General features: G+C 71.7%; 25 protein-coding genes. 14 read left to right on the forward strand and 11 right to left on the reverse strand.

From position 1 onward, the window contains the following. Positions 1-438: a hypothetical protein gene (locus ABZS77_RS02690; RefSeq protein WP_354816034.1), complete on the forward strand. Its 438-nt coding sequence runs from the start codon at positions 1-3 to the stop codon at positions 436-438. A gap of 72 nt (positions 439-510) precedes the next feature. Further along, positions 511-798, forward strand: a complete 288-nt coding sequence (locus ABZS77_RS02695) for a DUF4229 domain-containing protein (protein ID WP_354816037.1) — start codon at positions 511-513, stop codon at positions 796-798. Positions 799-863: 65 nt separating this feature from the next. On the opposite strand, the gene ABZS77_RS02700 is transcribed toward ABZS77_RS02695, so the two are convergent. Then, positions 864-2,201 carry a C39 family peptidase gene (locus tag ABZS77_RS02700; RefSeq protein WP_354816040.1) on the reverse strand — a complete coding sequence of 446 codons (1,338 nt, stop codon included), beginning with the start codon at positions 2,199-2,201 and terminating at the stop codon, positions 864-866. 211 nt (positions 2,202-2,412) lie between these two features. On the opposite strand from ABZS77_RS02700, the gene ABZS77_RS02705 reads away from it, so the two are divergent. The 4 genes from ABZS77_RS02705 to ABZS77_RS02720 all read left to right on the forward strand — a co-directional run bounded on the left by ABZS77_RS02705 (position 2,413) and on the right by ABZS77_RS02720 (position 7,489). Further along, entirely contained in the window at positions 2,413-4,293 is a 1,881-nt protein-coding gene (locus ABZS77_RS02705; RefSeq protein ID WP_354816042.1) for a M14 family metallopeptidase, read from the forward strand. Positions 4,294-4,648: 355 nt separating this feature from the next. Then, positions 4,649-5,578: an ABC transporter substrate-binding protein gene (locus ABZS77_RS02710; RefSeq protein WP_354816045.1), complete on the forward strand. Its 930-nt coding sequence runs from the start codon at positions 4,649-4,651 to the stop codon at positions 5,576-5,578. 13 nt (positions 5,579-5,591) lie between these two features. After that, complete coding sequence (locus ABZS77_RS02715; protein ID WP_354816048.1) at positions 5,592-6,689, forward strand: iron ABC transporter permease; 1,098 nt, start codon at positions 5,592-5,594, stop codon at positions 6,687-6,689. A gap of 23 nt (positions 6,690-6,712) precedes the next feature. After that, positions 6,713-7,489 (forward strand): ABC transporter ATP-binding protein, encoded by a 777-nt coding sequence (locus ABZS77_RS02720; RefSeq protein ID WP_354817125.1) that lies wholly within the window; start codon positions 6,713-6,715, stop codon positions 7,487-7,489. A 227-nt stretch (positions 7,490-7,716) separates the two neighbouring features. Here ABZS77_RS02720 and ABZS77_RS02725 read toward each other — a convergent pair whose 3' ends face one another. From ABZS77_RS02725 to ABZS77_RS02745, 5 genes are all read right to left on the reverse strand, one after another. Further along, a complete protein-coding gene (locus ABZS77_RS02725; protein WP_354816051.1) occupies positions 7,717-8,481 on the reverse strand; it encodes a VOC family protein in 765 nt (254 codons plus the stop codon). 96 nt (positions 8,482-8,577) lie between these two features. Beyond that, positions 8,578-9,315, reverse strand: a complete 738-nt coding sequence (locus ABZS77_RS02730) for an ABC transporter permease (RefSeq protein WP_354816054.1) — start codon at positions 9,313-9,315, stop codon at positions 8,578-8,580. 12 nt (positions 9,316-9,327) lie between these two features. Beyond that, on the reverse strand, positions 9,328-10,248 hold the full coding sequence (locus ABZS77_RS02735; RefSeq protein ID WP_354816057.1) for an ABC transporter ATP-binding protein: 921 nt from the start codon (positions 10,246-10,248) through the stop codon (positions 9,328-9,330). Beyond that, positions 10,245-10,556: a transcriptional regulator gene (locus tag ABZS77_RS02740; RefSeq protein ID WP_354816060.1), complete on the reverse strand. Its 312-nt coding sequence runs from the start codon at positions 10,554-10,556 to the stop codon at positions 10,245-10,247. Before ABZS77_RS02740 ends, ABZS77_RS02735 begins: the two co-directional genes overlap by 4 nt. Further along, entirely contained in the window at positions 10,553-11,191 is a 639-nt protein-coding gene (locus ABZS77_RS02745) for a transporter (RefSeq protein WP_354816063.1), read from the reverse strand. The genes ABZS77_RS02740 and ABZS77_RS02745 overlap by 4 nt, the downstream gene beginning before the upstream one ends. Positions 11,192-11,324: 133 nt before the next feature. On the opposite strand from ABZS77_RS02745, the gene ABZS77_RS02750 reads away from it, so the two are divergent. From ABZS77_RS02750 to ABZS77_RS02765, 4 genes are read left to right on the forward strand one after another with little or no spacing between them, the layout of a single operon-like run. Continuing rightward, on the forward strand, positions 11,325-11,720 hold the full coding sequence (locus ABZS77_RS02750; RefSeq protein ID WP_354816066.1) for a type VII secretion target: 396 nt from the start codon (positions 11,325-11,327) through the stop codon (positions 11,718-11,720). Then, positions 11,717-12,643 (forward strand): WXG100 family type VII secretion target, encoded by a 927-nt coding sequence (locus ABZS77_RS02755; protein ID WP_354816069.1) that lies wholly within the window; start codon positions 11,717-11,719, stop codon positions 12,641-12,643. Before ABZS77_RS02750 ends, ABZS77_RS02755 begins: the two co-directional genes overlap by 4 nt. 10 nt (positions 12,644-12,653) lie before the next feature. Continuing rightward, the gene (locus ABZS77_RS02760; RefSeq protein ID WP_354816072.1) at positions 12,654-12,992 is read left to right on the forward strand and encodes a YbaB/EbfC family nucleoid-associated protein; all 339 of its coding nucleotides are present in this window, start codon (positions 12,654-12,656) and stop codon (positions 12,990-12,992) included. A 2-nt stretch (positions 12,993-12,994) separates the two neighbouring features. Next, the gene (locus tag ABZS77_RS02765; RefSeq protein ID WP_354816075.1) at positions 12,995-13,600 is read left to right on the forward strand and encodes a hypothetical protein; all 606 of its coding nucleotides are present in this window, start codon (positions 12,995-12,997) and stop codon (positions 13,598-13,600) included. 110 nt (positions 13,601-13,710) lie between these two features. Here the strand turns inward: ABZS77_RS02765 and ABZS77_RS02770 are convergent, their stop codons facing one another. From ABZS77_RS02770 to ABZS77_RS02780, 3 genes are all read right to left on the reverse strand, one after another. Next, the gene (locus ABZS77_RS02770; protein WP_354816078.1) at positions 13,711-15,813 is read right to left on the reverse strand and encodes an AAA family ATPase; all 2,103 of its coding nucleotides are present in this window, start codon (positions 15,811-15,813) and stop codon (positions 13,711-13,713) included. A 299-nt stretch (positions 15,814-16,112) separates the two neighbouring features. Continuing rightward, complete coding sequence (locus ABZS77_RS02775; protein WP_354816081.1) at positions 16,113-17,363, reverse strand: DUF222 domain-containing protein; 1,251 nt, start codon at positions 17,361-17,363, stop codon at positions 16,113-16,115. A gap of 59 nt (positions 17,364-17,422) precedes the next feature. Continuing rightward, entirely contained in the window at positions 17,423-18,139 is a 717-nt protein-coding gene (locus ABZS77_RS02780) for an SDR family oxidoreductase (RefSeq protein ID WP_354816084.1), read from the reverse strand. A gap of 101 nt (positions 18,140-18,240) precedes the next feature. Here ABZS77_RS02780 and ABZS77_RS02785 point away from each other — a divergent pair, with 101 nt between their 5' ends. Both ABZS77_RS02785 and ABZS77_RS02790 read left to right on the forward strand, forming a co-directional pair. Beyond that, positions 18,241-19,089, forward strand: a complete 849-nt coding sequence (locus tag ABZS77_RS02785; protein WP_354817128.1) for a LysR family transcriptional regulator — start codon at positions 18,241-18,243, stop codon at positions 19,087-19,089. Positions 19,090-19,198: 109 nt separating this feature from the next. Further along, entirely contained in the window at positions 19,199-20,050 is an 852-nt protein-coding gene (locus ABZS77_RS02790; protein WP_354816087.1) for a menaquinone biosynthesis protein, read from the forward strand. Between the two features lie 72 nt (positions 20,051-20,122). Here the strand turns inward: ABZS77_RS02790 and ABZS77_RS02795 are convergent, their stop codons facing one another. Together ABZS77_RS02795 and ABZS77_RS02800 are read right to left on the reverse strand one after the other, a co-directional pair. Then, positions 20,123-21,082: a hypothetical protein gene (locus ABZS77_RS02795; protein ID WP_354816090.1), complete on the reverse strand. Its 960-nt coding sequence runs from the start codon at positions 21,080-21,082 to the stop codon at positions 20,123-20,125. Next, positions 21,082-22,074 (reverse strand): hypothetical protein, encoded by a 993-nt coding sequence (locus tag ABZS77_RS02800; RefSeq protein ID WP_354816092.1) that lies wholly within the window; start codon positions 22,072-22,074, stop codon positions 21,082-21,084. Before ABZS77_RS02800 ends, ABZS77_RS02795 begins: the two co-directional genes overlap by 1 nt. Before the next feature lie 373 nt (positions 22,075-22,447). Between ABZS77_RS02800 and paaA the strand changes: the two genes are divergently transcribed. Further along, complete coding sequence (gene paaA / locus ABZS77_RS02805; protein ID WP_354816094.1) at positions 22,448-23,518, forward strand: 1,2-phenylacetyl-CoA epoxidase subunit PaaA; 1,071 nt, start codon at positions 22,448-22,450, stop codon at positions 23,516-23,518. Next, entirely contained in the window at positions 23,515-23,802 is a 288-nt protein-coding gene (gene paaB, locus ABZS77_RS02810) for a 1,2-phenylacetyl-CoA epoxidase subunit PaaB (RefSeq protein WP_354816097.1), read from the forward strand. Before paaA ends, paaB begins: the two co-directional genes overlap by 4 nt. Positions 23,803-23,810 lie beyond the last annotated feature (8 nt).

A 23,810-nucleotide genomic window follows, 5' to 3' on the forward strand; every position in this document is an offset into this window, starting at 1 on the left:
ATGACCGAGCAGAGCGGTTCCGAGCAGCAGGGCGGGTTTCCCCGCCGGGACGCGCAGGGGCGTATCCGTACCCTGGGTGACCTGCTCGGGGTGTGCCTTGCCGGCGTGGTCATCGGCGCGTTGGCGCTGGTGCTGTTCGACTGGGCGTTCGCCTCGGTCGGCGCCGGCGACTTCGGTCACACGAACGGCTGGCTGGCGGTGATCCTTCCGGCCTGGCTGTTCTGGGACGACTTCCGGGCGTGGGAGTTCGGCGCGGCGCGGGTGGTGGCGGCGATCGTCGCGGCGGCCGTCGGTGTGTTCGCCGGCCTGGTGATCGCCGGGTTGGGTGCCGGGTTGCCGCCGTTGCTGTCCGGCTCGTTGGCGGCGGCGGCGTTCACCGTGGCGTACGCGACCGTGTGGTTTCCGGGCGTCCGCTGGCTGGCCCGCCGGACCGGCTGACCGGGGCCGCCCGCCGGGCGGAGTGATCTTCCCGCCGGCAGTGGCGGCTGACGAGAGAACGGAGTGGTGCGGGTGAGCGCGGCGGTCAAGTACACGCTGGGTCGGATCGGGCTGTTCGTCGCCGTGCTGGCGGCCCTCTGGCTTGTCGACATGAACGTGTTCCTGAAGCTGATGCTGGCGTTGGCGTTCTCCGCCGCGCTCTCGTTCTTCCTCCTGCGGGGCTGGCGCGACGAGATGGCCGGCGAGATGGCCGACGCCGCCGAGCGCCGCCGCAGCGAGAAGGAACGCCTCCGCTCGGCGCTGGCCGGTGACGACCAGACCACCACCCCGCCCGCCGAGGGTCCCGACTCCCAGCGTTGATCAAGAGGTTCGTGTCACCAGGATGGCTTCCGGTGACGCGAACCTCTTGATCAACACGCAGGGGCCTACCAGTTGGTGGAGCCGGGGACCTTGGGCCAGGGCTTCGAGATCGGCTTGATCAGGTACGCGACGCCGCCGGAACCGCCGGAGGTGCCGCCGCTGGCGTTGGTGCGCTTGGTCCGCAGCCAGATCTGCTCGAACTGCGCGCGCTTGTAGACGTTGCGCACCACGTCGTTGCTGGACGAGGCGGGGTCGTTGACGATCACGTCACCGTCGGCGGTGAACCCGACCACCACGAACAGGTGCCCGGAGGTGCCGTAGTTCGCCCCGTCCAGCTCGCTGGCGAGGAAGGACTGGCTGGTCACCACGGGGATGCCGGCGGCGATGAAGCGTTCCACCTCGTCGAGTGAGTGCAGCCGGGTGACCCGCCCCTCTAGGCCCGGGTAGCTGGCCGCGTACGCGGTGTTGAACGGCCAGTTGCCGGCGCCGTCGTACTCGTAGTCGTAGGTCATCCGGGCGGCGTGGTTGACGGTCGGGTCGGGGTAGGTCGGGTCCACCCAGGAGGTGTCGGCCGGCGACGGGCCGCGCCCCCAGTACTCGACGACCATCTCGGTGGAGGTGGGTGAGCACCAGGCCTCGCCGCCGCCGTCGTACTCGGGGTAGTGCCCGGCGTGCACGTTCTGCGAGTAGCGCGGCACCGGCAGCTCGACGCCCCAGGCGATGTGCCCGGCGCTCGGCGCGACGGTGAACCGGTCCGGCACCGTGGAACTCATCGCGCCCACCATCCGGACCACCGGCGCGGCGGTCTGCCCGGGTGCCCGGTAGAGGGTCAACCGCAGCTGGTACGACCGCAGCAGCACCCCGGCGTCGGCGTCGTCGATGCTGAAGGTGTCGGTCCAGATCGTCGACCAGGGGTCGCCCTGCCGGTCGACGCTCGTCCGTTTGATGTCGGTGTCGCCGGACGCCCAGCGGCCCATGACGTACCACGGGGTCTGGTCGCCGCTGGTGTAGCTGCCCTGCATCTCCACCTGGATCCAGGTGCCGGCGGGGGTCTCCGCGTTCCAGGAGGCGATCAGTTCGGTGGCGTCGAACCCGACCCGGGTCACCGGCGACGTCCAGGTGCCGTACTCCCAGGTGCGGGTGACGCCGGTGTGCGGGTCCGCGTACTCGACGGTGCCGGCGGGGCGGGCCAGGGTGACGCCCGCTCGGGCGCCGGGCACGACGCGGGTGCCGTTCCGGCTGCCCCGGTGCCAGTCGGCGGGGCCGGCCCAGTCCTGGAAGGTGATCTGCTCGTCGTGGACGGTGGCGGGCGGGCGGGCCGCGGTGGCGGGCGCGGCGGTGGCGAGCAGGGTGAGCGCGGTGACGCCGGCGAGGGCGGCCGCGTGCAGGCGGGATCTGGCCATGGGTGCTCCGCGGTGTCGAGAGGGGCATCGTCGCTGGTCAGTGTTCCGCTTGGAGGGAAGTTTCGCCATATGTTCACGGATGGAAAATCGTTGCCGCCATGATGATCCACCTGGGATGCTCAAGGCAGAGATCGATATTGATATGACCATGTGACAGATGGTGAAGTGTCCTCCACCGAGCGGGATCTCCCGCCGACCGAGGAGGAAGTCCATGGCCCTCCGCACGCCCATCCGTCTCCGCCGTGCCCTGGTGCTCGCCGTCGTCACCGGGCTGGGAATCGTCACCGTCGCCACCGGACCGGTCGCCGCCCGACCGGCACCGGACCGGAACTCGGAGCCGGCCGCCGCCAGCTACCGGGTGCTCGGGCCCCGGACCCTCGCCGACCGCAACGCGGTGGCCCGAACCGGAGCCGCCATCGACTACTCCGAGCACGGCGTCCTGCACATCTCGGCCACCGCCGGTGAGGCCGCCGCGATCGGCAAACTCGGCTTCCGGCTCGAACCGCTCGCCCCGCCGCCGAACGCCGAACGCGGCGCCGGCGACGTCGGCACGCTGGCCTTCCCGCCCGCCGACTCCAACTACCACGACTACGCGGAGCTGACCGCCGTCGTGAACCAGGTCGTCGCCGACCATCCGGCCATCGCCCGCAAGATCAGCATTGGTACGTCGTACGAGGGCCGCGACCTGATGGCGGTGAAGATCTCCGACAACGTCGGCACCGACGAGAACGAGCCGGAGATCCTGTTCAACTCCCAGCAGCACGCCCGCGAGCACCTGACCGTCGAGATGGCGATCTACCTGCTCAACCTCTTCACCGACAGCTACGGCGGTGACTCCCGGATCACCAACATCGTCAACAGTCGGGAGATCTGGATCGTGCCGACTGTCAACCCGGACGGCAGCGAGTACGACATCGCCACCGGGTCGTACCGCTCCTGGCGCAAGAACCGGCAACCCAACAGCGGCTCGTCGAACGTCGGCACCGACCTGAACCGCAACTGGGGCTACAACTGGGGCTGCTGCGGCGGCTCGTCCGGCAGCACCTCGTCGGAGACCTACCGCGGCCCGTCGGCGTTCTCCGCCCCCGAGACGCAGGCGCTGCGCAACTTCGTCAACAGCCGCGTGGTCGGCGGCGCCCAGCAGATCAAGGCGAACATCGACTTCCACACGTACTCGCAGCTGGTGCTCTGGCCGTACGGCTACACCACCGCGAACACCGCCACCGGGATGAGCGCCGACCAGTACAACACCTTCGCCACCATCGGCCAGCAGATGGCGGCCACCAACAACTACACCCCGGAGCAGTCGAGTGATCTCTACATCACCGACGGGGACAGCCTCGACTGGATGTGGGCCACCCACAACATCTGGGCGTACACCTTCGAGATGTACCCGGGATCGTCCGGTGGCGGCGGCTTCTACCCGCCCGACGAGGTGATTCCGGCGCAGACCAGCCGCAACCGCGAGGCCGTGCTGCTGCTCAGCGAGTACGCCGACTGCCCGTACCGGGCCATCGGCAAGCAGGCGCAGTACTGCGGCACCGGTGGCGGCGGAACCACCGTCTGGTCGGACACCTTCGAGACGGCCACCGGCTGGACCATCAACCCGTCCGGCACCGACACCGCCACGGCCGGGGCGCTCGAGCGGGGTGCCGCCCAGGCGACCACGTCCTCCGGCGCCAAGCAGCTCACCCCGTACGCCGGCGCCAACGACCTGGTCACCGGGCGGCTTGCCGGATCGGCGGCCGGTGACTACGACCTCGACGGCGGCGTGACGAGCGCCCGGTCGCCGGCGGTGACCCTACCGTCGTCCGGCACGCTGACCCTCTCCCTCGCCTGGTACCTGGCGCACGGCTCGAACGCGTCCTCGGCGGACTACCTGCGGATCAGCGTGGTGCACAACGGTGGCACCACGGCCCTGCTCACCCAGGCCGGAGCGGCTACCAACCGCAACGGGAGCTGGGCGGTGGCGAACCTCAACCTCACCCCGTACGCCGGCCAGTCCGTCCGCATCCTCGTCGAGGCGGCGGACGCCTCGGGTGCCAGCCTCGTCGAGGCGGCTGTGGACAACGTCACCATCACCTCCTCCTGATCGGGTGGGGCCCCGTTCCGCCCCCGGCGGGGCCCCGCCACCCGTTCCCGAGCCTCCCGATCCGGGACATATCCCTCGATGCGCGCCGGTCCAGGTATCGCGCGTCGTCGATCGGCCCTTGATCGATCCGGCACGTCGGGTCGGTGCGCTACCGTCTTACCGACCAGTCCGCAGCGAAGCCGGTGCTCAACCCGGCGCTGTCCCGCAACTGTGATGCCCCGCCCGACGGTGGGGACGAGCCAGGTCGCCTGCGGACCGGTCGCGACACGCGCTCTCGAGGAAGGGCGCCTCGTGGGCGGGCGTACGAAAGTCCCTGTCGGCGAAGCACCACACTCCTCGACCGACAGGAGGCCCCATGTTCAGACGTACCCCTCGGCTCTTCGCCGCGACCCTCGCGGTCGCCGCGCTCGCCCTCGGCGCCTGCGCCGAGAAGGCCGACGACGAGCCGACCACCGGCACCGCGGCCGCCAGTTTCCCGGTGACGGTCGGCGCGCTCACCCTCGACAAGCGCCCCGAGAAGATCGTCGTGCTGTCGCCCACCGCCACCGAAATGATCTTCGCGATCGGTGCCGGCCCGCAGGTGACAGCCGTCGACGACCAGTCCAACTATCCGGCCGACGTGCCCAAGAGTGACCTCTCCGCCTTCCAGCCGAACGCCGAGGCCATCGCCGGTAGGAACCCCGACCTGGTGGTGCTCTCCGACGACCGCAACAAGATCGTCGAGCAGCTCGGCAAGTTGAAGATCCCGGTGTACCAGACCCCGGCGGCCACCACGCTCGACGACACATACCGGCAGATCACCGAGCTGGGCACGCTGACCGGGCACGCCGACCAGGCCGCCGACGTCGCCACCGGAATGAAGAACGACATCGCCAAGCTGGTCAAGGACCTGCCGCAGCGCGCCGAGAAGCTCACCTACTACCACGAGCTGGGCCCCGAGCTGTACAGCGCGACGAGCAACACCTTCATCGGCTCGCTCTACAGCCAGGTCGGTCTCGCCAACATCGCCGACCCGGCCGACGCGGACGGCAAGAGCGCCGGCTACCCGCAGCTCTCCCAGGAGTTCATCGTCAAGGCCAACCCGGACTTCGTCTTCCTGGCCGACTCCAAGTGCTGCCAGCAGAACGCCGACACGGTCGCGGCCCGCAGCGGCTGGGCCGGGCTCACCGCGGTGAAGAACAAGCAGGTGGTCGCGCTCGACGACGACGTCGCCTCCCGCTGGGGGCCGCGAGTCGTGGACCTGCTCCGGGTGATCATCGACGCGGTCGCCAAGGTGCCCGCGTGACAGTCGTCAATCGGTGACCGGGCCGCTCTCCGCGGCCCGGCCCACCGGGCCGCCGTCCGTGGTCCGGCCGGCCGGGCTGCGCAAACGCTGGCTGGTCGCCGGGGTGATCGCGGTCCTCGTCGCGCTTGTCGCCGGCGTGTCCCTCGGGCCGGTGAGCCTGCCACCGGGCAGCGTCGCCGCCGAACTGCTCAACCTGATCCCCGGCGTGCACCTCGACAGCGGGCTCTCCGAGCGCGAGGCCGCGATCGTCACCGAGCTGCGGCTGCCCCGGGTCGTGCTGGGCCTGCTCGTCGGTGGCCTGCTCGCCCTCGCCGGCGGCTGCTACCAGGGCGTGTTCCGCAACCCGCTGGCCGACCCGTACCTGCTCGGGGTCGCCGCCGGTGCGGGCCTCGCGGTCACCGCCGTGATCGCCCTCGGTGGCGCCGGCCGGGAAGGCTCCCTCTCCGGGCTGCCGCTGACCATCCCGCTGGCCGCGTTCGCCGGTTCGCTGCTCGCCGTGACCATGACGTACGTGCTCGGAGGAGCGGGTGGCCGGAGCCGGTCCCCGGCGATGCTGATCCTGGCCGGGGTGGCGGTCTCCGCGTTCCTCTCCGCCGGGCAGACGTACCTGCTCCAGCGGCACTCGGACAGCATCCAGCCGGTCTACTCCTGGCTGCTCGGCCGGCTCGCCACCGCCGGCTGGCACGACGTGCTGCTGGTGCTGCCCTACGCCGCGCTGACCACCGTGGTGGTGCTGCTGCACCGCCGCGAGCTGGACGTCCTCGCGGTCGGCGACGACGAGGCGAAGAGCCTCGGCCTGCACCCGCAGCGCTCCCGCTACCTGCTGATCGCCGCCGCGTCCCTCGGCACCGCCGCCGCGGTCTCCGCCACCGGGCTGATCGGCTTCGTGGGCATCATCGTGCCGCACACCGTCCGGCTGCTCGCCGGATCGAGCTACCGGGTGATCCTGCCGCTGTCGCTGCTGTTCGGCGGCGCGTTCCTGGCGCTGACCGACGTGGTGGCCCGTACCGCCGCCGCGCCGGCCGAGGTGCCGATCGGGGTGGTCACCGCGCTGCTGGGCGGCCCGTTCTTCGTCCTCGTGCTGCGCACCGCACGGCGGGTGCTCACGTGAACTCCGACCAGGGCGGCGCTGCGGTGCCGGCCGTCGAGGTGCGGGGGCTGCACGTCAGCCTGGACCGCACACCGGTCCTCGCCGGCGTCGATCTCACCGTCGCCGCCGGCGAGTGGGTCACCGTGATCGGCCCGAACGGCGCCGGCAAATCGACCCTGCTGCGCGCCATCGGCGGCCTGCTGCCCGCGCCGGAAGCCATCACCCTCTTCGGTACGCCGAGCGCCGCGCTACGTCGCCGGGACCGCGCCCGGGTGGTGGCCACCGTGGCGCAGTCCCCGGTCGTACCGCCCGGCATGTCGGTGCTGGACTACGTGCTGCTCGGCCGCACCCCGTACATCCCGCCGCTGGGCCGGGAGTCGGCCGCCGACGTGGACGCCGCACAGGAGGTGCTGCACCGCCTGGACCTCGTCGGCTTCCACCGGCGCGAACTGGCCACCCTCTCCGGCGGCGAGCGGCAGCGGGTCTTCCTGGCCCGCGCGCTGGCCCAGGGCGCGACACTGCTGCTGCTGGACGAGCCGACCAGCGCCCTCGACATCGGCCACCAGCAGGAGGTGCTGGAAGTGGTCGACGAGCTCCGCCGTGAACATGGCCTCACGGTGCTCGCCACCATGCACGACCTGTCCCTGGCCGGCGAGTACGCCGACCGCCTGGTGATGCTCGCCGACGGCCGGGTGGTGGCCTCCGGAACCCCGCACGAGGTGCTGACCGAGCACCTGCTCGCCACCCACTACCGGGCCAGTGTGCGGGTGGTGCCGGGAGCCCACGGCCCCCTGGTGGTGCCCGTCCGCCCCCGCCCGTAACGCCGCAGAGGTCCCACCCGCCCGCCGGTCCTCCGTCCCCGCCCGGCCCGCGATCCCCGGCCTGGCCCTGGCAGCCCTTGGGCTGACCGCGACCAGAGCTCGCATGATCGTGCTCGATCGTGGAAACAGTGGGGTCCGGGCGTACGGAGACCACCACTTCCAGGATCGAGCACGATCTAGGCGCGCGGGCGTGGCGGCTTGCGGGTGCGGGTGCGGCGGCTTCCCGGTCAGGGGCCCAGGTCGATCACCGAGAAGAGGGCTCCCTGGGGGTCGCGCAGGGCCGCGAATCGCCCGGACGGTATGTCGCGGGGCGGGACGAGGATCGTGCCGCCGAGTTCGGAGGCGCGGGCCGCGGCGGCGTCCGCGTCGGCCACCGCGAAGTAGACAGTCCAGTACGCAGGCAGGTCGGCCGGGAAGTCCTCGGCCAGTGGTCGCATCATCCCGGCGACGATGCGCGCCCCGAGCCGCCACCCGGTGTACGTCGTACCGGCGACCGGCTGGTCGTCGGGCTGCCAGCCGAACACCAGCTCGTAGAAGACCTTCGCGCCCTCGGGGTCGGGGGTGACGAGTTCGTTCCAGCTCATCGCGCCCGGTACGCCGACGACCTCGGCACCGGCCATGGTCAGTGGCTGCCAGACGCTGAACGTGGCGCCGGCCGGGTCGGCGAAGACCCCCATCCAGCCCCTGTCGAACACCTCGAACGGCGGCACCACCACCTGTCCGCCGGCCCGTTCGACCCGGCCGGCGACGAGTTCGGCGTCGTCGGTGGCGATGTACGTGGACCAGATCGGCACCTGGTCCGGGATGGCCGGCGGTCCGGCGCCGGCCACCGCCTGGCCGTCGAGCTGGAAGATCGTGTAGCCGCCCGCCTCGGGTTCCGGCGTGATCTGGCCGGTCCAGCCGAACAGTTCCGGGTAGAAGCGTCGCGCGTCGGTCAGGTCCGGGGTGGCCAGGTCGGCCCAGCAGGGCGTACCCGGCGGGACGGTGCTCACGTCAAGACCCCTCTCGGCCCGGGGTGGCCACGGCGACCCCCTGCCCGGAATCCTGGCACCGTCCCGCCGCGGCTCGGGGCGGAAACGGACGAATCGTCAGCTGAACCGGCGACCCTCGTCCCGCCGGTACGCCCAGGCGGCGAGTGTGGCGAGCAGCACCACCCAGCCGCCGAGCATGATCATCGCCAGCGGCTCGACGCGGTAGTCGCCGACCGCCGACCACATCAGTTCGGCCGCGCCGCGGGTGGGCAGGTACGGCGCGATCGTCTCGATGAACCCGGGCGCTTCGCCGGGCGCGGAGAGCAGGCCGCCGCCGAACGCGAGCGGCAGGAAGAGCACCTGCGCCACCACGATCGCCGCCTTGCTGGGCAGCGAGTAGCCGATGGCGAGCCCCATCAGCGTGAACGGCACCGAGATGACGGCCACCGTGCCGAGGGCCAGCAGGAAAGCCGCCGGGGTGAGCTGGGCCGCGGTCAGTGTCGCGCCGATCACCACGACGGGGATCAGCGAGAGGTACGTCAGGGCCAGGCCGGCGAGCACCCGGCCGGCGAAGCGGGGCGCTGGCCCGGCCGGCAGGGTCCGGGTGTACGGGTTCCACGGCTGGTCGCGGTCCTCGGCGACGCCGACGCCGTACTGGAAGATGTTGGCGCTCATCACCGAGAAGGTGACCATCGAGGCGGTGGCGAAGGTGGCGCCTGCCGCGTCGTCACGGGCGAACGGCACCACGAAGAAGATCATGGCGGCGGCCGGGAAGAAGGCGCTGCCGAAGACGGCCACCGGAATCCTGATGATCTCCAGGAGCTGGTAGCGGGCGTGGACCAGGGCGAGCTGCACGGGGTCGCCTCCTCAGACGGTGGTGGGTCGGGCGGCAACGGTGGCGGGCTGAGCGTCGGCGGTGGGTCGCTCCTCGCCGGTGATGGCGAGGAACGCCTCCTCCAGCGAGGTCGGTCGTACCTCCAGGTCGGTGAACGCGGTCCCGGTGGTGACCAGCGCCCGGACCAGCTCGTCGGCGTCGGTGGTGAGCAGGTGCAGCCGACCGTCGATCCGTTCGGTGCGGACGACGCCGGGCAGGTCGGGCATCTCGTCGGCGACCAGGCTGACCCGTCGTACGCCGACGATGCCGCGTACCGCCTCCACGGTGTCGTCGGCGAGCACCCGGCCCTGCCCGATCACCACGACCCGGCGGGCCAGCGCCTCGACCTCCTCCAGGTAGTGGCTGCTCAACAGGACGGTCCCGCCGTCGTCGTGGAACGCGCGGATCGCGTCCCACAGGGTGTGCCGGGCGGTCACGTCCAGGCCGGTGGTCGGCTCGTCGAGCAGGACGAGTCGGGGCCGACCGACGAACGCCAGCGCCACTGCCAACCGGCGGCGCTGCCCGCCGGAGAGCCCGCCGGTCTGCCGCCGGACGAGGTCACCGATGCCGAAGCGGTCGAGCAGTTCACCCCGGGGCACCGGGTCGGGGTAGTGCGCGGAGACGAAGTCGACGACCTCGCCGACGCGCAGTGTGCCGGGAAGGCCGGTCTCCTGCGGGGTGACGCCGATCTGCCGCCGCGACGCCGGGTCGCGCGGGTCGCCGCCGAACAGCTCGACGCGCCCGGAGCTGGGTTTGCGCAGCCCGACCAGCAGGTTCATCAGGGTGCTCTTGCCGGCGCCGTTCGGGCCGAGCAGGCCGACCAGTTCACCGGCCCGCACCTCCAGGTCGACACGGTCGAGGGCGAGGACGTCGCCGTACCGGCGGCTGGCCTGGTCGGCTCGGGCGAGGGTCATGACTGCTCCTTCGACGGGGTGGGTTCGAGCAGGGTGCGGATGGCCTCGGTGTACTCCTCGAACGCCAGCCGGCCCCGCCGGCTGAGCCGGATCAGGGTGGTCGGGGTGCGTCCACGGTGGGTCTTGCTGATCTCCACGTAGCCGGCGTCCTCGAGCTTGCGCAGGTGTACGGAGAGGTTGCCGGCGGTCATCGCGAGCAGGTCCTGGAGGCGGGGGAAGGCGATCCGGTCGCCGTCGTTCAGCGCGGAGAGGCTCGCCACCACGCGTAGCCGGGCCTGGGCGTGGATGACCGGGTCCAGGTCGGTCATCGTGCGCGCCGCCGGCGCAGGTGGGCGAGCAGACCGGCGACGAGGATGCCGCCACCGCCGGCCACGGAGACCACCAGCGAGTGCCAGCCCGGCCCGGCGAACGCGCCGACCACGTTGATCACGCTGATCCACACGCCCAGCCGGAACAGGTCCCGGTCCAGCCAGATCGCGCCGCCGGCCATGTGCAGCGCGCCGGTGAGTCCGACGGCCGTCGCCGACCAGAGCAGCGCCGCCAGGTCGTGCGGCAGGTGCTCGCTGATCCGGCCGAGCCCGACGTACACGCTCACCGACCCCAGCGACCAGGCCCAGCCGTACCAGCGCCCGCGCAGCGCCGAGTCGCCGGTCACCTGGCCGTACGCCTTCATGCCCGCCACCGCCTGGATCGCGCCGGCACCCAGGAGCAGGACGAAGAGGGCGGTCAGCGGCAGCCATCCGGGCATCCGGACCAGCACCCGGTCGTCGGGTGCGAAGCGCAGGAAGAACAGCCCGAAGCCGACCAGCCAGGCGACGCCCCACGGCCAGTAGAGCACCCGGGGGTCCGGTTCGAGGCGGCGTACGGTCTGTGACCGCTGGTCCTCGATCAGTCGGAGCGCGGCTGCGGCGTCGGTGGGAGGCAGGTCGTCCTCGGGGGTCATGCAAACTACTTTAAGGCGCAAAGTCGATGTGGTGTGACCGCCTTTCGCTGACGGGTTACCGACTGCGGCGCGCAGTGCCTATGGTGGGTGGCTGTAGCGGCTGATCCGTCGCACAGGACACAGGGGAGGGTCCGTGTCGAGCCCGAGCAGAGAGCTGGACGTCCAGCCCGAGGCGCTGACGGCGTTCGCCGCGGCCTCCACCGACCGGGCGGCCCGCTTTCGCGAGCTGCACCGCTCGTTCGGCGACGGCCACGTGCCCCGGCACGCCTTCGGGGTGATGCCGGCCTCGTTCAGCCTCGCCGCGACGTACGCCGAGCAGTTCGAGGCGTGCCTCCAGGGGCTGGCGGACGGCGCCGAGGTGATGGCGGACATCGCCGAAGGCCTCCGCGACACCGCCGGGGCCTACACCGGCACCGATGTGGCCAACACCGACATGTTCGTGCCCGGCCGCCCGGCCGCGCCCGACGTCATCGCGCCCGGCCCCTGGTCGCCCGGCACCGGTAACCCGTCCGGGCCGGTGCCCGCATGAGCACCGAGGCGTTGCAGCGCAACAAGACCTACTTCGAGCAGATCGTCTCGGGCACCCCCGACCCGTTCAAGCCGCTGTCGAACGCGGTGCTCTGGCCCTTCGAGCAGCTTCTCGAGCTCGTCGCCGGCGAGCCGGACGACCTGATGCGCGCCGCGCAGCTCTGCCTGGACACCGGCGCGGCGGTCCGCGAGATCGCCGGCGAGCAGATCCAGGACCGGGCCCGGCTGCGCGGCTACTGGACGGGCGACGCCGCGGAGAGCTTCCACGCCTCGATGGCCTCGGTGGAGGAGGCGATCGAGGAGCTGGCCAAGGGGTTGGACGGCACCAAGGAGGTGCTCGTCGACGCCGCCAACGCGGCGGTCGACGCGTTCAACCTGCTGGTCGAGTTGATCCTCGAGTTCCTGCTGTGGTTCCTCACCGAGGTGATCATCGCGGCGGTGGCGGCGGCGCTCAGCGCCGGCATCTCGCTCGCGGCGACCGTGGTCCGGGTACTGGCCAGGCTCGCCACCACCGTCGGCCGGATGGTCAAGATCGTGGCGCGGTTCGCGGAGATCCTGACGAAGCTGGCGACCAAGATGCAGAAGGTCGCCGAGCTGCTGATGAAGTACCGCCGGGCGGTCCTGGAGATCCGCAAGGCCAAGAAGGCGTACCGGGCGTGGAACAAGTCCGGCTGGACCGCCGAGGCGCGGGCCTTCCAGATCGAGAAGTTCAAGACCCTCTTCCCGGGCAAGTTCCTGATCAACCAGGCGTCCCCGGTGAACATCCCCGGCCTGGGAGGGTCCCTGCTGGACACCGGGGTCGGGCTGCACGACGTCTCGGACGGCACGAAGGACCGCAACTACCTGGTGGACGGCACCTACCGCGAGGATCTGGGCCCCTACACCAAGGGCGTGCAGAATGTCTTCGACTCAATCCTGACCTGAGGGGACCGCCATGACCTTTCCCGGTCTGGACCGCATCGAGGCGCTGGCCCGCAACCTGGACGGCTGGCAGCGTGAGCTGGCCGGCAAGATGGCCGAGCTCGAGGACAGCAGCGCCGAGGGCGTGAGCGACTCCGGCCTGGTCCGGGTGACCGCCTCGGCCGACGGCACGATCGTCTCGACCGACGTCAACGCCCGCGCGATGCGGTTCGACTCGTACACGCTGGCCGAGGAGTTCACCGCCGCCGCCAAGCGCGCCCAGGAGGCGGCCGCCGCCCGCGTACGCGAACTGGTGGGTGAGGTCATGGCCGACGCGCCCGGAGCGGACCAGCCCCACCCGGACCGGTACTGAGCATGGCGGACGTCGACTACTCCGAACGGCTCACCCAGCTCGTCGAGCCGGGTGAGCAGGTGCTCGCCGTCGCGAAGACGGGGGTGGCCCAGGGCGTCCTGCCGGCCGATCCACCGGACCCGCAGCGACCCGAACCCTCCCGCCCCGGCGGCTTCGTCGCCAGTGCACTGCTCAACGTGATCTCGCCGCTGGTCACCTTCTCGGCGGGGGACCGGCTCGTCGACCGCATCACGTACGGGGTGGCCGGTCGCGGCGCTCCCGGTTCGGCGGCGTCCACCCTCCAGTACGCCCGCCGGCCGGTGCCGCCCGCGACCTCCATCAAGGACACCATCCTCGCCGTCACCGACCAGCGGTTCCTCGTCTGCGAGTCCGGGGCGGTCAAGCTCTGGTCGAGCCGGGCCGACGACGAGCGGGCGGCGGCCGAGACGACGATCGTCTGGTCGGTGCCCCGGGCCGAGGTCGCCTCCGCCCGGGTCGGCTGGCACCGGCTCAACCCGAAGCGACTCCGGGTCGACTTCACCGACGGCTCGTGGTTGGCCTTCACCGTGCCGATCGCCGAGCCCGGCAAGCCGCTGCGCGAGATCGCCGCCGCCCTGAACGCCCGCTGACCCTGAACCGCCGCCGGGCCGCCGGGCTGTCGGGCCGCCGGGCCGCTGGGCTGCCGGGCCTGAACCGCCGCTGGGCCGCTGGGCCGCTGGGCCGCCGGGCCGTTGGGCGGTCAGCGGTTGGCGGGCTGGCTCGGCAGCGGCGCGGGCAGGGGCTCGTCATGCAGCACCGACAGGCGGGACACGGCCCGGGTGAGCACCACGTACAGCCGGTGCAGGCCGCGCGGCTCGGCCGCGACGATCGCGGCGGGCTCGACCACCACCACGTGGTCGTACTCCAGACCTTTGACCAGCGTCGCGGGCACCACAGTGACGCGCTCCGCGGCCGTCACGTCGTCGGCGGTCGCGGTCGCGACCCCGGCGGCGGCGAGCGCGGCGCGCAGCCCGTCGACGGCGTCGTCCGCGGCGATCACACCGACCGAGCCGTCGTGCGTGAGCGCCGCGTGCACCTCGGCCACCGTCGCCGAGGTCAGATCGGTCACGGTACGCACGTCCAGGCCGCCGTCGCGGCGCAGCGACTCGGCCGGCGGTACGTCCACGGCGAGCGCCGGCAGCAGCAGGTTGGCGAACGCGACAACCGCCGCGGGCACCCGGAAACCGACAGTCAGCGGGACCACCACGGCGTCCGGCTTGCCCAGGTGGGCGAGGGATTCCCGCCAGTCCGTGGCGGCCCACGGCGCGGTGCCCTGGGCCAGGTCACCGAGGAGCGTGACCGAGCCGTGCTCGCTGCGCCGGGCGATGGCCCGGCACTGCATGGGGGACAGGTCCTGCGCCTCGTCCACCACGACGTGCCCGAAACCGGACGGCCGCTCCAGCAGCCCGGCCGCCTCGTCGAGCAGCACGGTGTCGGCGGCGGTCCAGCGGCTCGCCTTCGGGGTACGTGCCGGTTTCGCCCAGATGAGCAGCGCCTGTTCGGCGTCGTCGAGCAGTCCGTCGGCCGCGGCGGCGAGCCGGGCCGGGTCGGAGAGCAGGCCGTGCACCAGCCCTTCCGGGGTGAGCGCCGGCCAGACGGCGTCCAGGAAGTCGAGCACCGGTCGGCACCGGCCCATCCGGCGGAGCCAGGCGTCGCTTGGCGACTCCGCCCGCCGCGCCTCGGCCTGCCGTTGCAGCAGGCCCACGACGCGCGCCCGGACCCGTTCCCGCCCGGTGCCGTACGGCAGCCCCTCCCGGCGGGTCTCCTCGACGATCCGGTGCAGCGGCTCCACTCCGATCCGCCACCGGAACGAGCCGTCCGACACCGTCATCGGGTCCGTCGGCGTGCCGATCTGTGCCTGCGCCGCGCGGTGCAGCACGTCCGCCATCCGCGCGTCGTGCTTGAGGGTCGCGACCGCCGGCGGCTCCACCGCCCGGACCGGCACCCGCGCGATCAGGTCCTCCACCGTGGCCTGCTCGACCTCGACCTCGCCGAGCGCCGGAAGCACCGCCGCGATGTACGACAGGAACGCCCGGTTGGGCCCGACGATCAGCACACCGGCCCGCCGCAGCCGCTCCCGGTGCAGGTAGAGCAGGTACGCGGCCCGGTGCAGACCAACCGCAGTCTTTCCGGTGCCCGGCGCTCCCTGTACGCAGATCGAGTCGGCCAGATCGGCGCGGACCAGTTCGTCCTGCTCCGGCTGGATGGTCGCGACGATGTCCCGCATCGGCCCGACGCGCGGCCGCTCGATCTCGGCGGTCAGGATCCGACTGGTCGTACCCAGTTCCTCGCCCCGATCCAGCCGCTCGTCCTCGAAGCTGGTCAGCATCCCGTTGCTGAACCCGAACCGCCGCCGGACCGCCACCCCCTGCGGATCCCGCGCGCTGGCCCGGTAGAACGACCGGGAGACCGGTGCCCGCCAGTCCAGCACCAACGGCTCGCCAAGCTCGTCGGTGACGTGCCGCCGCCCAACGTGGTACCGCCGACCGTCGTGATCGCCGGTGCTGTCGTCGCCGCCCGTCTCCTCGTTGTGCGGGGTCCCGGAGAAGTCGAGGCGGCCGAAGAACAGCGGCGTGGTCGGGTCGTCGGCGAGTTCGGCCACCCGGCGGGCCAGCGTGCGACCGAGCGTCTCCGCCGCGTACGCGTCGCCGGCGACCTGGTCACCTGTCGAGAAGAGGGCTTCGGCCCGCTCCCGCATCCGCCGCAGTGCCGCCCGCGAGGTGTCCAGGTGTGCGCGCTCGGCGGCCAGATCCGCGTCGAGGTGGGTGCCGTCGAAATCGGTGTCGAGGTCAAGTGCGGGCATGCTGACGTCCCATCGTTCACATCTGCTGCTCGCTCGCGTGTCCGGGGGCGGATGGCCGGCCGCCCGGCGCGGGGACGTCCGTTCCGGTGCAGCTCACCTCGGCCGTCAAGCGGCCTGCAACCCTACGCCCTCCCGACCACCCCTTCCAGCGAATTACCGAAGCGGCCACCCGTTGGTGACGGCGTGGCGTCGAGGGCGGCGTCACGGCGTGGCGCGATCCCGGGCGTGGCGGCCCACCGGGGTGGCGTGGCGTCGCGCAGGGTACGGGCCCGGCGGTACGGAGGCCTGTGCCTGCTGGACTAGCAGCGCCTGTGGAAGAGGTTGCGGCGTGGGGTGCGGAGTGGATCCAACCAGCCGGGTGGGAGGAATTCGGGCTGACTGTCCGGTGCGATGCGGACATTCCAGTCGCCATGGTGGATGAGTCGGTGGTGCTGCCCGCAGAGCAGGACGGCGTTGTCGAGCGCGGTTGCGCCGCCGTCGGCCCAGTGCCGGACGTGGTGGCCGTCGCACCAGCGGGAGGGCCGGTCGCAGCCCGGGAAGGCGCAGTCGCCGTCGCCCAGCACCAGAGCGCGTCGCAGGGGGCCGGTGAAGAGCCGGCGCTGACGCCCGACGTCGAGGATCTGGCTGTTGCCGGCCAGCACGGCCGGCAGCACGGCGGCGTCGCAGGCGAGGCGGCGGACCGCGCCCGCTGTGAGGCGCGCGCCGGTCTCCAGTGTCCCCGCGCCCACGCCGTTGAGCAGCGCGTCCAGCGACATGGTCACCACGATCTGCGGCTGGTCGCCGCCGTTGTCCGGCAGGGTGCCGGTGCGTAGTGCCAGCCGGCAGATGTCACCGAGCGCGTCCGCCCGACGCTGACCGGGACTGCGGTCGTCGTGCTCGCCAGCCGGGGCGCAGAGCGGATCCATCGCCTCGCGCAGCAGGCTCGCGGTCTCCGAGTCGAGGTTGCCGCTGAGGCGTACCTGCCCGTCCCTGGGCTCCGAGAGGGTGACGTGCCGGCGGGCCTCGGCCCGCTCGACGGCCCGCTGAAGCGCGGCCAACTCGGCCTGGTCGGCCAGGTCGGGTGCGACGTGCCCGAGGACCCGCTCGCCGAGGCGGCACAGGATGGCCGGGTCGAAGCGGTCGGCCCACGTGATCAACAGCTCGGTGGCCTTGTCCGCGACCTCCGGGCCGACCTCGGCCGGCAGGGCCGCGATCGTCTCGGCGACCACCCGGCCCTGCTCCAGCGTGATGGTGCCGTCGAGAAGGGCGTCGCGCACGGTCGCCGGGGCCGCGTCGATGGTCGCCGCCAGTTGAACCATCTGACGAGCCGATCGGCTGGTGAGCCGGAGCCGATCCCGCAGCCACACGGCGGTCGACGTGGCGCCCTGCTCGACGGCGAGCCCACGGGTGTCCAGTTCACGCACCAGGGCGAGCTGGATGGCCGCCAGCCGCTGCGCCACCACGTGCGCGGCGTCGACGGACGCGAGCAGTTCGTCGTCGGAGAGGGCCCACAGCACGGCGTCGGCGCAGTCGTCGACGGTGCCGCCCGCCTGCGCCAACGCCCTCAACATGAAACGACGATAGAACAGGTGTGCGACAGTTCCGCCTCACGATCAGGGCGTCGTCCGGGTTACCAGGGGACGACGCCCTCGTCGTCGAAGAAGCCGCCGCGCGGGCCGTCGTCCGGCAAGGTGGCGAGCCTGATCGCGATCGCGGCACCCTGCTCGGGCGTCCGGGGCGCGTTGAACCCGGTGAAGTCGGTCGCCACGTAGCCCGGGCAGGCGGCGTTCACGATGACGTTCGTGTCGGCGAGGCGGCGGGCGTACTGGGCCGTGATGCTGTTGAGCATCGACTTCGACGGTGCGTACGCGGCCAGGATCGGGCCGGTCCGCAGTGCCAGCGAGCCCATGTTGCTCGACATGTTGACGATGCGCGGCGAGGCTGCGCGGCGCAGCAGCGGGAGCATCGCGTTCGTCACCCGGACGACGCCGAACACGTTCGTTTCGAGGACGGTGCGGACGACGTCGAGGTCGAGGGTCGTCGGGTCCTGCGCGCCACCGTCGGTGCGGCCGGCGATGCCGGCGTTGTTGACCAGTACGTCGAGCCGTCCTGCCGCCCGCTCGATGGTCGCCGCTGCCTCGGTGACGCTCTGGTCGGAGGTGACGTCGAGGGCGACCCCGAACGCGTTGACGTCTGCGGCGCGCAGACGCGCGACGGCTTCGCTGCGCCTGGCGTCGTCACGCGCACCCACCGCCACCGTGAAGCCGATCGCTCCGAGACCGTGGGCGATGGCAAAACCGATTCCCTTGTTCGCGCCGGTGACGAGCGCAATCTTCGTGTCCTTCACGCGGTTCATGTTCTGCCTGGTCGCCGCCTCGCGTCCAAGACTGATTCAGTACGCCGTGATACTCCACAGGTATCAGGGGATAGGTTCTGTCCATGGACGATCTGGAGACCCGGGAGCTTCGCTACTTCGTGGCCGTTGCCGAAGAGCTGCACTTCGGGCGTGCCGCCGTCCGGCTCGGGATCGCGCAGCCGCCCCTGTCGCGCGCGATCAGTCAGCTTGAGCGGCGGCTCGGTGTCCAACTGCTCGAGCGGGACCGTCGTGGAGTGGCGCTCACAGACGCCGGCGGGGTGCTGCTGGACGAGGCCAGAGGGGCACTCGACGCGGTCCGGGCGGCGGCACGCCGGACGCGGCGTGCCGGTCATTCGAAGCGGTCGCTGGTGCTCGCCACGAAGGCCGGCGCGTCCCACGAGCTGCTGCAACGGCTTCTCGACGCGCTGGCGCGCGAACCCGGTTCGGCACCTGTCGACGTCCTCCTGTGCGAGGTCGGCGAGCAGGCGGGGCTGCTGCGTGACGGGCGCGCCGACGTGGCGCTCATGCATCGGCCGTTCGACGACCTCGCCGGGTTCGACACCGAGGACCTCCACGTCGAAGGTCAGGTCGCGATCCTTCCCGCGAGGCATCCGCTCGCGTCACGCGACCAGCTCACGCTTGCGGACGTCCGCGACGTGCCGGGCCTGCCGATCGCTCGGTGGCCCCGGCTCGACGGGTCGTACCCGGACGGGCCCGGACCGGAGGTGCGCACCCAGTCGCAGCTCGCCCAGCTCGTGGCGCTCGGCAGGACGCTGCTCGTCATCCCTGCCTCCAGCCGGGCCTGGCAGTGGCCCGAACACGTAGCGGTACCGGTGGTCGACGCGCCGGACGTCACCACGGTCATCGCCTGGCAGCCGGGCAGTCACTCACCGGCGGTCGCGTCACTCGTCCGCTCGGCGGCCGGGCTGTCCAGGGCGTGAGCCGCGCCGGCTGGGTGAGAGCTCGGACTGATGGCGGCGCGGATGCGGGCTTGGCCACTCCGGACCGGCCCGCCGGGCCGGCACCGGACGGCGGGGATACGGTCGGGGCATGGCTGAGCGCATCGCACGCCCGCGGGTCGGGCACATCCAGTTCCTGAACTGCCTGCCGATCTACTGGGGCCTGATGCGCTCGGGTGCCCTGCTCGACGTGGATCTGCACAAGGATTCTCCGGACCGGCTCAGCGCCGCCCTGGTCGCCGGCGACCTGGACATCGGTCCCATCACCTACGTCGAGTACCTGAAGCACACCGACGAGCTACTGCTCCTGCCGGACCTCGCGGTGGGCAGCGACGGGCCGGTGCTCTCGGTCAACATCGTGTCCACCAGGCCGCTCGCCGAGTTGGACGGCGCCCGGGTGGCGCTCGGCTCGACCTCGCGGACCGGGGTGCTGCTGGCCCAGCTGCTGCTCGCCGAGCGGTACGGGGTACGTCCGGACTACTTCCGCTGCCCTCCGGACCTGACGCAGATGCTGCTGGAGGCCGACGCCGGGGTGCTGATCGGGGACGTGGCGTTGCGGGCGTTGTACGAGGCACCGCAGCTCGGCCTGACCGTCACCGACCTCGGGCAGGCGTGGCGTGAGTGGACCGGGCTGCCGATGGTCTTCGCCGTCTGGGCGGTACGCCGGGACTTCGCCGCCGCCCATCCGGGCCTGGTCAAGGAGGTGCACGAGGCGTTCCTGCGCTCGCGTGACCTCTGCCTGTCGGAGTTGGACCAGGTGGCCGAGGCGGCGGCCCGGTGGGAGACGTTCGACGCGGCGACGCTCGCCACGTACTTCCGGACCCTGGACTTCTCGCTCGGTGACCGGCAGGTCGCCGGGCTGCGCGAGTTCGCCCGGCGCGCCGCCGCGATCGGCGAGACCCCGCCGCTGCCGGACGGCGGCCCGGAGTTCTTCGCCGGCTGACCCGGGCGACCGCGTCTGATCCGGGCGACCGCGCCGCCAGGTGTCAGGCCGGCGCGGTCGCTGAGCTGCGGGTCAGGTGCCGGGGCGCAGCAGCGCCTCGGTGATCTTCTCGCAGTTCTTCATGCCGTAGTCGTAGCCCATGTCGATCGGGTACTTCACCATCACGCCCATCGTCCAGGTGTCGCCGATGGCCAGGCAGTTGATGTGCATCTCCTGCTCCCTGGTCCGGTCGATCCACCCGTTCTTGATGGCGATCTGCTTCTGCTCGGCGGCCGGAAACGCCTTGCGGATGCCGAAGTCACCGGCGCCGCGCACCAGCTTCATCTCGTTGAGCAGCCACTTGGTCCACTTCGGGCCGGCGGCCGTGCCGGTGGCGATGCAGTTGCCCAGGCGGGCGGTGTCACGCGGGGAGAGTGCCGTCCGGGACCAGCCCTTGTCGGGGGCGACGCTGCTGTCGGTCAGCTGGCACATGGAAATCAGCCGCTTGATCGAGGCGTCCCGGCCCACCAGGTTGTAGAACTGCTCGGCGCGGGTGTTGTCGCTGTCCCGGATGATCCGCGTCGCGTCGGCGAGCTTCGCGTCGCTCGGCGTCTGACCGCTGTCGGCCGCGCGGCGTAGGTAGTCGGCGACGATCCAGGATTTGATCATCGAGGCGGTGGTGCTGGTCTCGCCCATGTTCTTCGAACCGATGATCTTGCCGGTGCGGCGGTCCAGCACGCTCCAGGAGTACCAGCCCTCGATGTCGAGCTTGAGGTCCTTCGCCACGAACGGCAGCGGCTCCAGCGACGGGCTGGGGCTGGGCGACGGCGGGGCCGGGTGGCGGGCGCTGCGGTCGGTGGCCGTACCGGTCGATCGGCCGCCGGGCGTACCGGAGTCACCCCAGCGGGCGGCGGCGGACGACTCGAACGGCGACCCGGGCAGCAGGCGCAGCGACACCAGCACCAGCCCGATCAGGATGATCGCGATGGCGATCAACCGAAGTGGAGACGCCTCCCCACCGCCGCGCCGGTCGGCCCGACGGTTGCCGGCCATCAGAGCTTCCCGACCGGCTGCTGCGGCACCTTCAGCGCGGCGCCCGGCTGCGGGGTGACCAACTGGGTGGCGACGCTGGCGCAGACCTGCGCCCCGTAGTCCAGCCCACTCCTGATCGGGTAGCGCAGCATCACCGCGAGGCTCCATTTGCCGTTGACGGCCAGGCAGTTGACGTGCCAGTTGCCGTCGTACGCGATGGGGGTCCACCCGTTCTTCATGCTGACCGGGCCCTGGGCGGTGATCGACTTGGGCAGGCCGTCGATGATCCCCCAGCGGCCACCGCCGTAGGAGGCCTTCTGGTCCTTGGCCGCGGTGGTGCCGCGTACCTTGCTCATCTGGTCGAGCACCCACTTGGTCCACTTCGGGCCGGCGGCCCTGCCGTCGGCGATGCAGTCGCCGAGACGGACGGCGTCGCGGGGGGACATCCGGGTGAAGCTCCAGTAGCCGGTGTACGGCTTGACGTTGCCGCGCTTGGTGTCGGTCAGCCCGCAGATCCTGATCGCTCGCTGGATCACCGCGTCGGGCGTGCTGCTGGTCGAGGCCCGGTACGAGCCACCGGCGGCGGCGTGGACCTTGTTGGCCGCGCCGTCGTTGCTGTCGATGATGGCGAGCCGGGACGCCTCCTTCAGCGCCGCTGGCGGCTCCCTGTCACCGAGCTGCCGCAGGTAGTCGGAGACGATCCACGCCTTGATCATCGACTCGGTGGAGCTGGTCGAGGTCATGTTGGGCGACCCGGAGATCTTGCCGGTCTGCCGGTCCATCAGCGCCCACGAGAAGAACTCGCCCTTGAAGCTCACCGACACCGGGCCGGCCGCCAGGGTGGGCGGCGGTGGTGGGGTGGGTGCGGGCGCGGCGACTGTCGAGGCGGCGCCGCCTCCTCCGCCTCCGCTGCTGGTGCCGTCGGCCAGTCGGGCGTACGCGGTGGGGACCAGCAGGACGCCACCGAGCAGGACCGCCGCGACGGCGAGCACCATGGTCACGCGAGATCGCATGAGTTGGGTGAGCTCCAGATGTCAGGGCCGGGGGGACCGGCTGGTTGTCCGGGGCGACCGGTGCGATCGCCGAGGCCGGGGGAGGTGGCCTCTGTGGAGACGGCGATTCTGGGCAGCCGATCGATGTGACCGGCAGAAGTCTACGTCCGGAGCGGCGGCCCGCCAGAACCCGACACCTGGCAACTTGCAAGGAAGACGGAATATCGGGATGGTATGCGGCTTCTGCGAGGGTTCATCTTTGAGCCGTGACCTAGCTCATAGCTCCGCCGGTTGCACGTCGTGAGGAGATATCACCATTTCGTGACCGAAGGTGGCTCGGGTTTCCTGTTACACCCCCTGGTGCACCAAGGCGCAAGCTGTAACACTTGTCCCCATGTATGGCAACGACTTCTCCGCGCCCGCGGACGACCCGCCCGGCGGCGGCCTGCTGGGTGAGGTCGAGGCGGCCGAGGCGGAACTGCGCGCGGCCGCCGCGCGCGAGCGGCGCGGCGGACCCGCGCCGGACGAGGACCTGGCCGCGTACTTCGCCGACGTGGTGGGGGCCGAGCAGAAGATCGAGCCGCGCGACTGGATGCCCGAGGCGTACCGCCGGACGCTGATCAGGCAGATCGCCCAGCACGCCCACTCCGAGATCATCGGAATGCAGCCGGAGGGCAACTGGATCAGCCGGGCGCCGTCGCTCAAGCGCAAGGCGATCCTGCTCGCCAAGGTGCAGGACGAGGCGGGTCACGGGCTCTACCTGTACGCCGCAGCCGAGACCCTCGGCATCAGCCGCGACGAGCTGGTCCAGTTGCTCCTCGACGGCAGGCAGAAGTACAGCTCGATCTTCAACTACCCCACCCTCACCTGGGCCGACGTCGGCGCGATCGGCTGGCTGGTGGACGGGGCGGCGATCGTCAACCAGGTGCCGCTGTGCCGCTGCTCCTACGGTCCGTACGCGCGGGCGATGATCCGGGTCTGCAAGGAGGAGTCGTTCCACCAGCGTCAGGGCTACGAGATCCTGCACACCCTCGCGCACGGCACCCCGGAGCAGCGGGCCATGGCCCAGGACGCGGTGGACCGCTGGTGGTATCCGTCACTCGCCATGTTCGGCCCGCCGGACGGCGACTCCACGCACTCCGCCCAGTCGATGGCCTGGAAGATCAAGCGTTTCTCGAACGACGACCTGCGGCAGCGCTTCGTCGACATGTGCGTCGGGCAGGCCGAGGTGCTCGGGCTGCGCATCCCCGACGACGACCTGCGCTGGAACGAGGAGCGGCAGGCGTACGACTACACCCAGCCGGACTACGACGAGCTGATGCGGGTGATCTCCGGCAACGGGCCGTGCAACCGGGAGCGGATGGCGCACCGGCGGGCCGCCCACGCCGACGGCGCATGGGTACGTGAGGCCGCGGCGGCGTACGCCGCGAAGCGGGCGGAGAAGAGGGAGAAGGTCGCCGCGTGAACACCGAACACTCGCCTCTGTGGGAGGTCTTCGTGCGTGCCCGGCGTGGGCTGTCACACACCCACGTCGGCAGCCTGCACGCCCCCGACGCCGAGCTGGCCCTGCGCAACGCCCGCGACCTCTACACCCGACGGCAGGAGGGCGTGTCGATCTGGGTGGTTCCGGCCGGCGCGATCACCGCGTCCAGCCCGGACGAGAAGGACGCCTTCTTCGACCCGGCCGCCGACAAGGTCTACCGCCACCCCACCTTCTACGAGGTGCCGGACGGGGTGGCACACCTGTGAGCGGGCGA

The sequence above is a fragment of the Micromonospora sp. NPDC005298 genome, from assembly GCF_040607375.1.
Lineage (GTDB): Bacteria > Actinomycetota > Actinomycetes > Mycobacteriales > Micromonosporaceae > Micromonospora.

Bases quoted from the DNA above. Each gene is read 5' to 3' on its own strand.
- ABZS77_RS02690 (WP_354816034.1), top strand. From the start codon at position 1: ATGACCGAGCAGAGCGGTTCCGAGCAGCAGGGCGGGTTTCCCCGCCGG.
- ABZS77_RS02700 (WP_354816040.1), bottom strand. From the start codon at position 2,201: ATGGCCAGATCCCGCCTGCACGCGGCCGCCCTCGCCGGCGTCACCGCG.
- ABZS77_RS02705 (WP_354816042.1), top strand. From the start codon at position 2,413: ATGGCCCTCCGCACGCCCATCCGTCTCCGCCGTGCCCTGGTGCTCGCC.
- ABZS77_RS02710 (WP_354816045.1), top strand. From the start codon at position 4,649: ATGTTCAGACGTACCCCTCGGCTCTTCGCCGCGACCCTCGCGGTCGCC.
- ABZS77_RS02735 (WP_354816057.1), bottom strand. From the start codon at position 10,248: ATGACCCTCGCCCGAGCCGACCAGGCCAGCCGCCGGTACGGCGACGTC.
- ABZS77_RS02740 (WP_354816060.1), bottom strand. From the start codon at position 10,556: ATGACCGACCTGGACCCGGTCATCCACGCCCAGGCCCGGCTACGCGTG.
- ABZS77_RS02745 (WP_354816063.1), bottom strand. From the start codon at position 11,191: ATGACCCCCGAGGACGACCTGCCTCCCACCGACGCCGCAGCCGCGCTC.
- ABZS77_RS02755 (WP_354816069.1), top strand. From the start codon at position 11,717: ATGAGCACCGAGGCGTTGCAGCGCAACAAGACCTACTTCGAGCAGATC.
- ABZS77_RS02760 (WP_354816072.1), top strand. From the start codon at position 12,654: ATGACCTTTCCCGGTCTGGACCGCATCGAGGCGCTGGCCCGCAACCTG.
- ABZS77_RS02765 (WP_354816075.1), top strand. From the start codon at position 12,995: ATGGCGGACGTCGACTACTCCGAACGGCTCACCCAGCTCGTCGAGCCG.
- ABZS77_RS02770 (WP_354816078.1), bottom strand. From the start codon at position 15,813: ATGCCCGCACTTGACCTCGACACCGATTTCGACGGCACCCACCTCGAC.
- ABZS77_RS02775 (WP_354816081.1), bottom strand. From the start codon at position 17,363: ATGTTGAGGGCGTTGGCGCAGGCGGGCGGCACCGTCGACGACTGCGCC.
- ABZS77_RS02790 (WP_354816087.1), top strand. From the start codon at position 19,199: ATGGCTGAGCGCATCGCACGCCCGCGGGTCGGGCACATCCAGTTCCTG.
- ABZS77_RS02795 (WP_354816090.1), bottom strand. From the start codon at position 21,082: ATGGCCGGCAACCGTCGGGCCGACCGGCGCGGCGGTGGGGAGGCGTCT.
- ABZS77_RS02800 (WP_354816092.1), bottom strand. From the start codon at position 22,074: ATGCGATCTCGCGTGACCATGGTGCTCGCCGTCGCGGCGGTCCTGCTC.
- paaA (WP_354816094.1), top strand. From the start codon at position 22,448: ATGTATGGCAACGACTTCTCCGCGCCCGCGGACGACCCGCCCGGCGGC.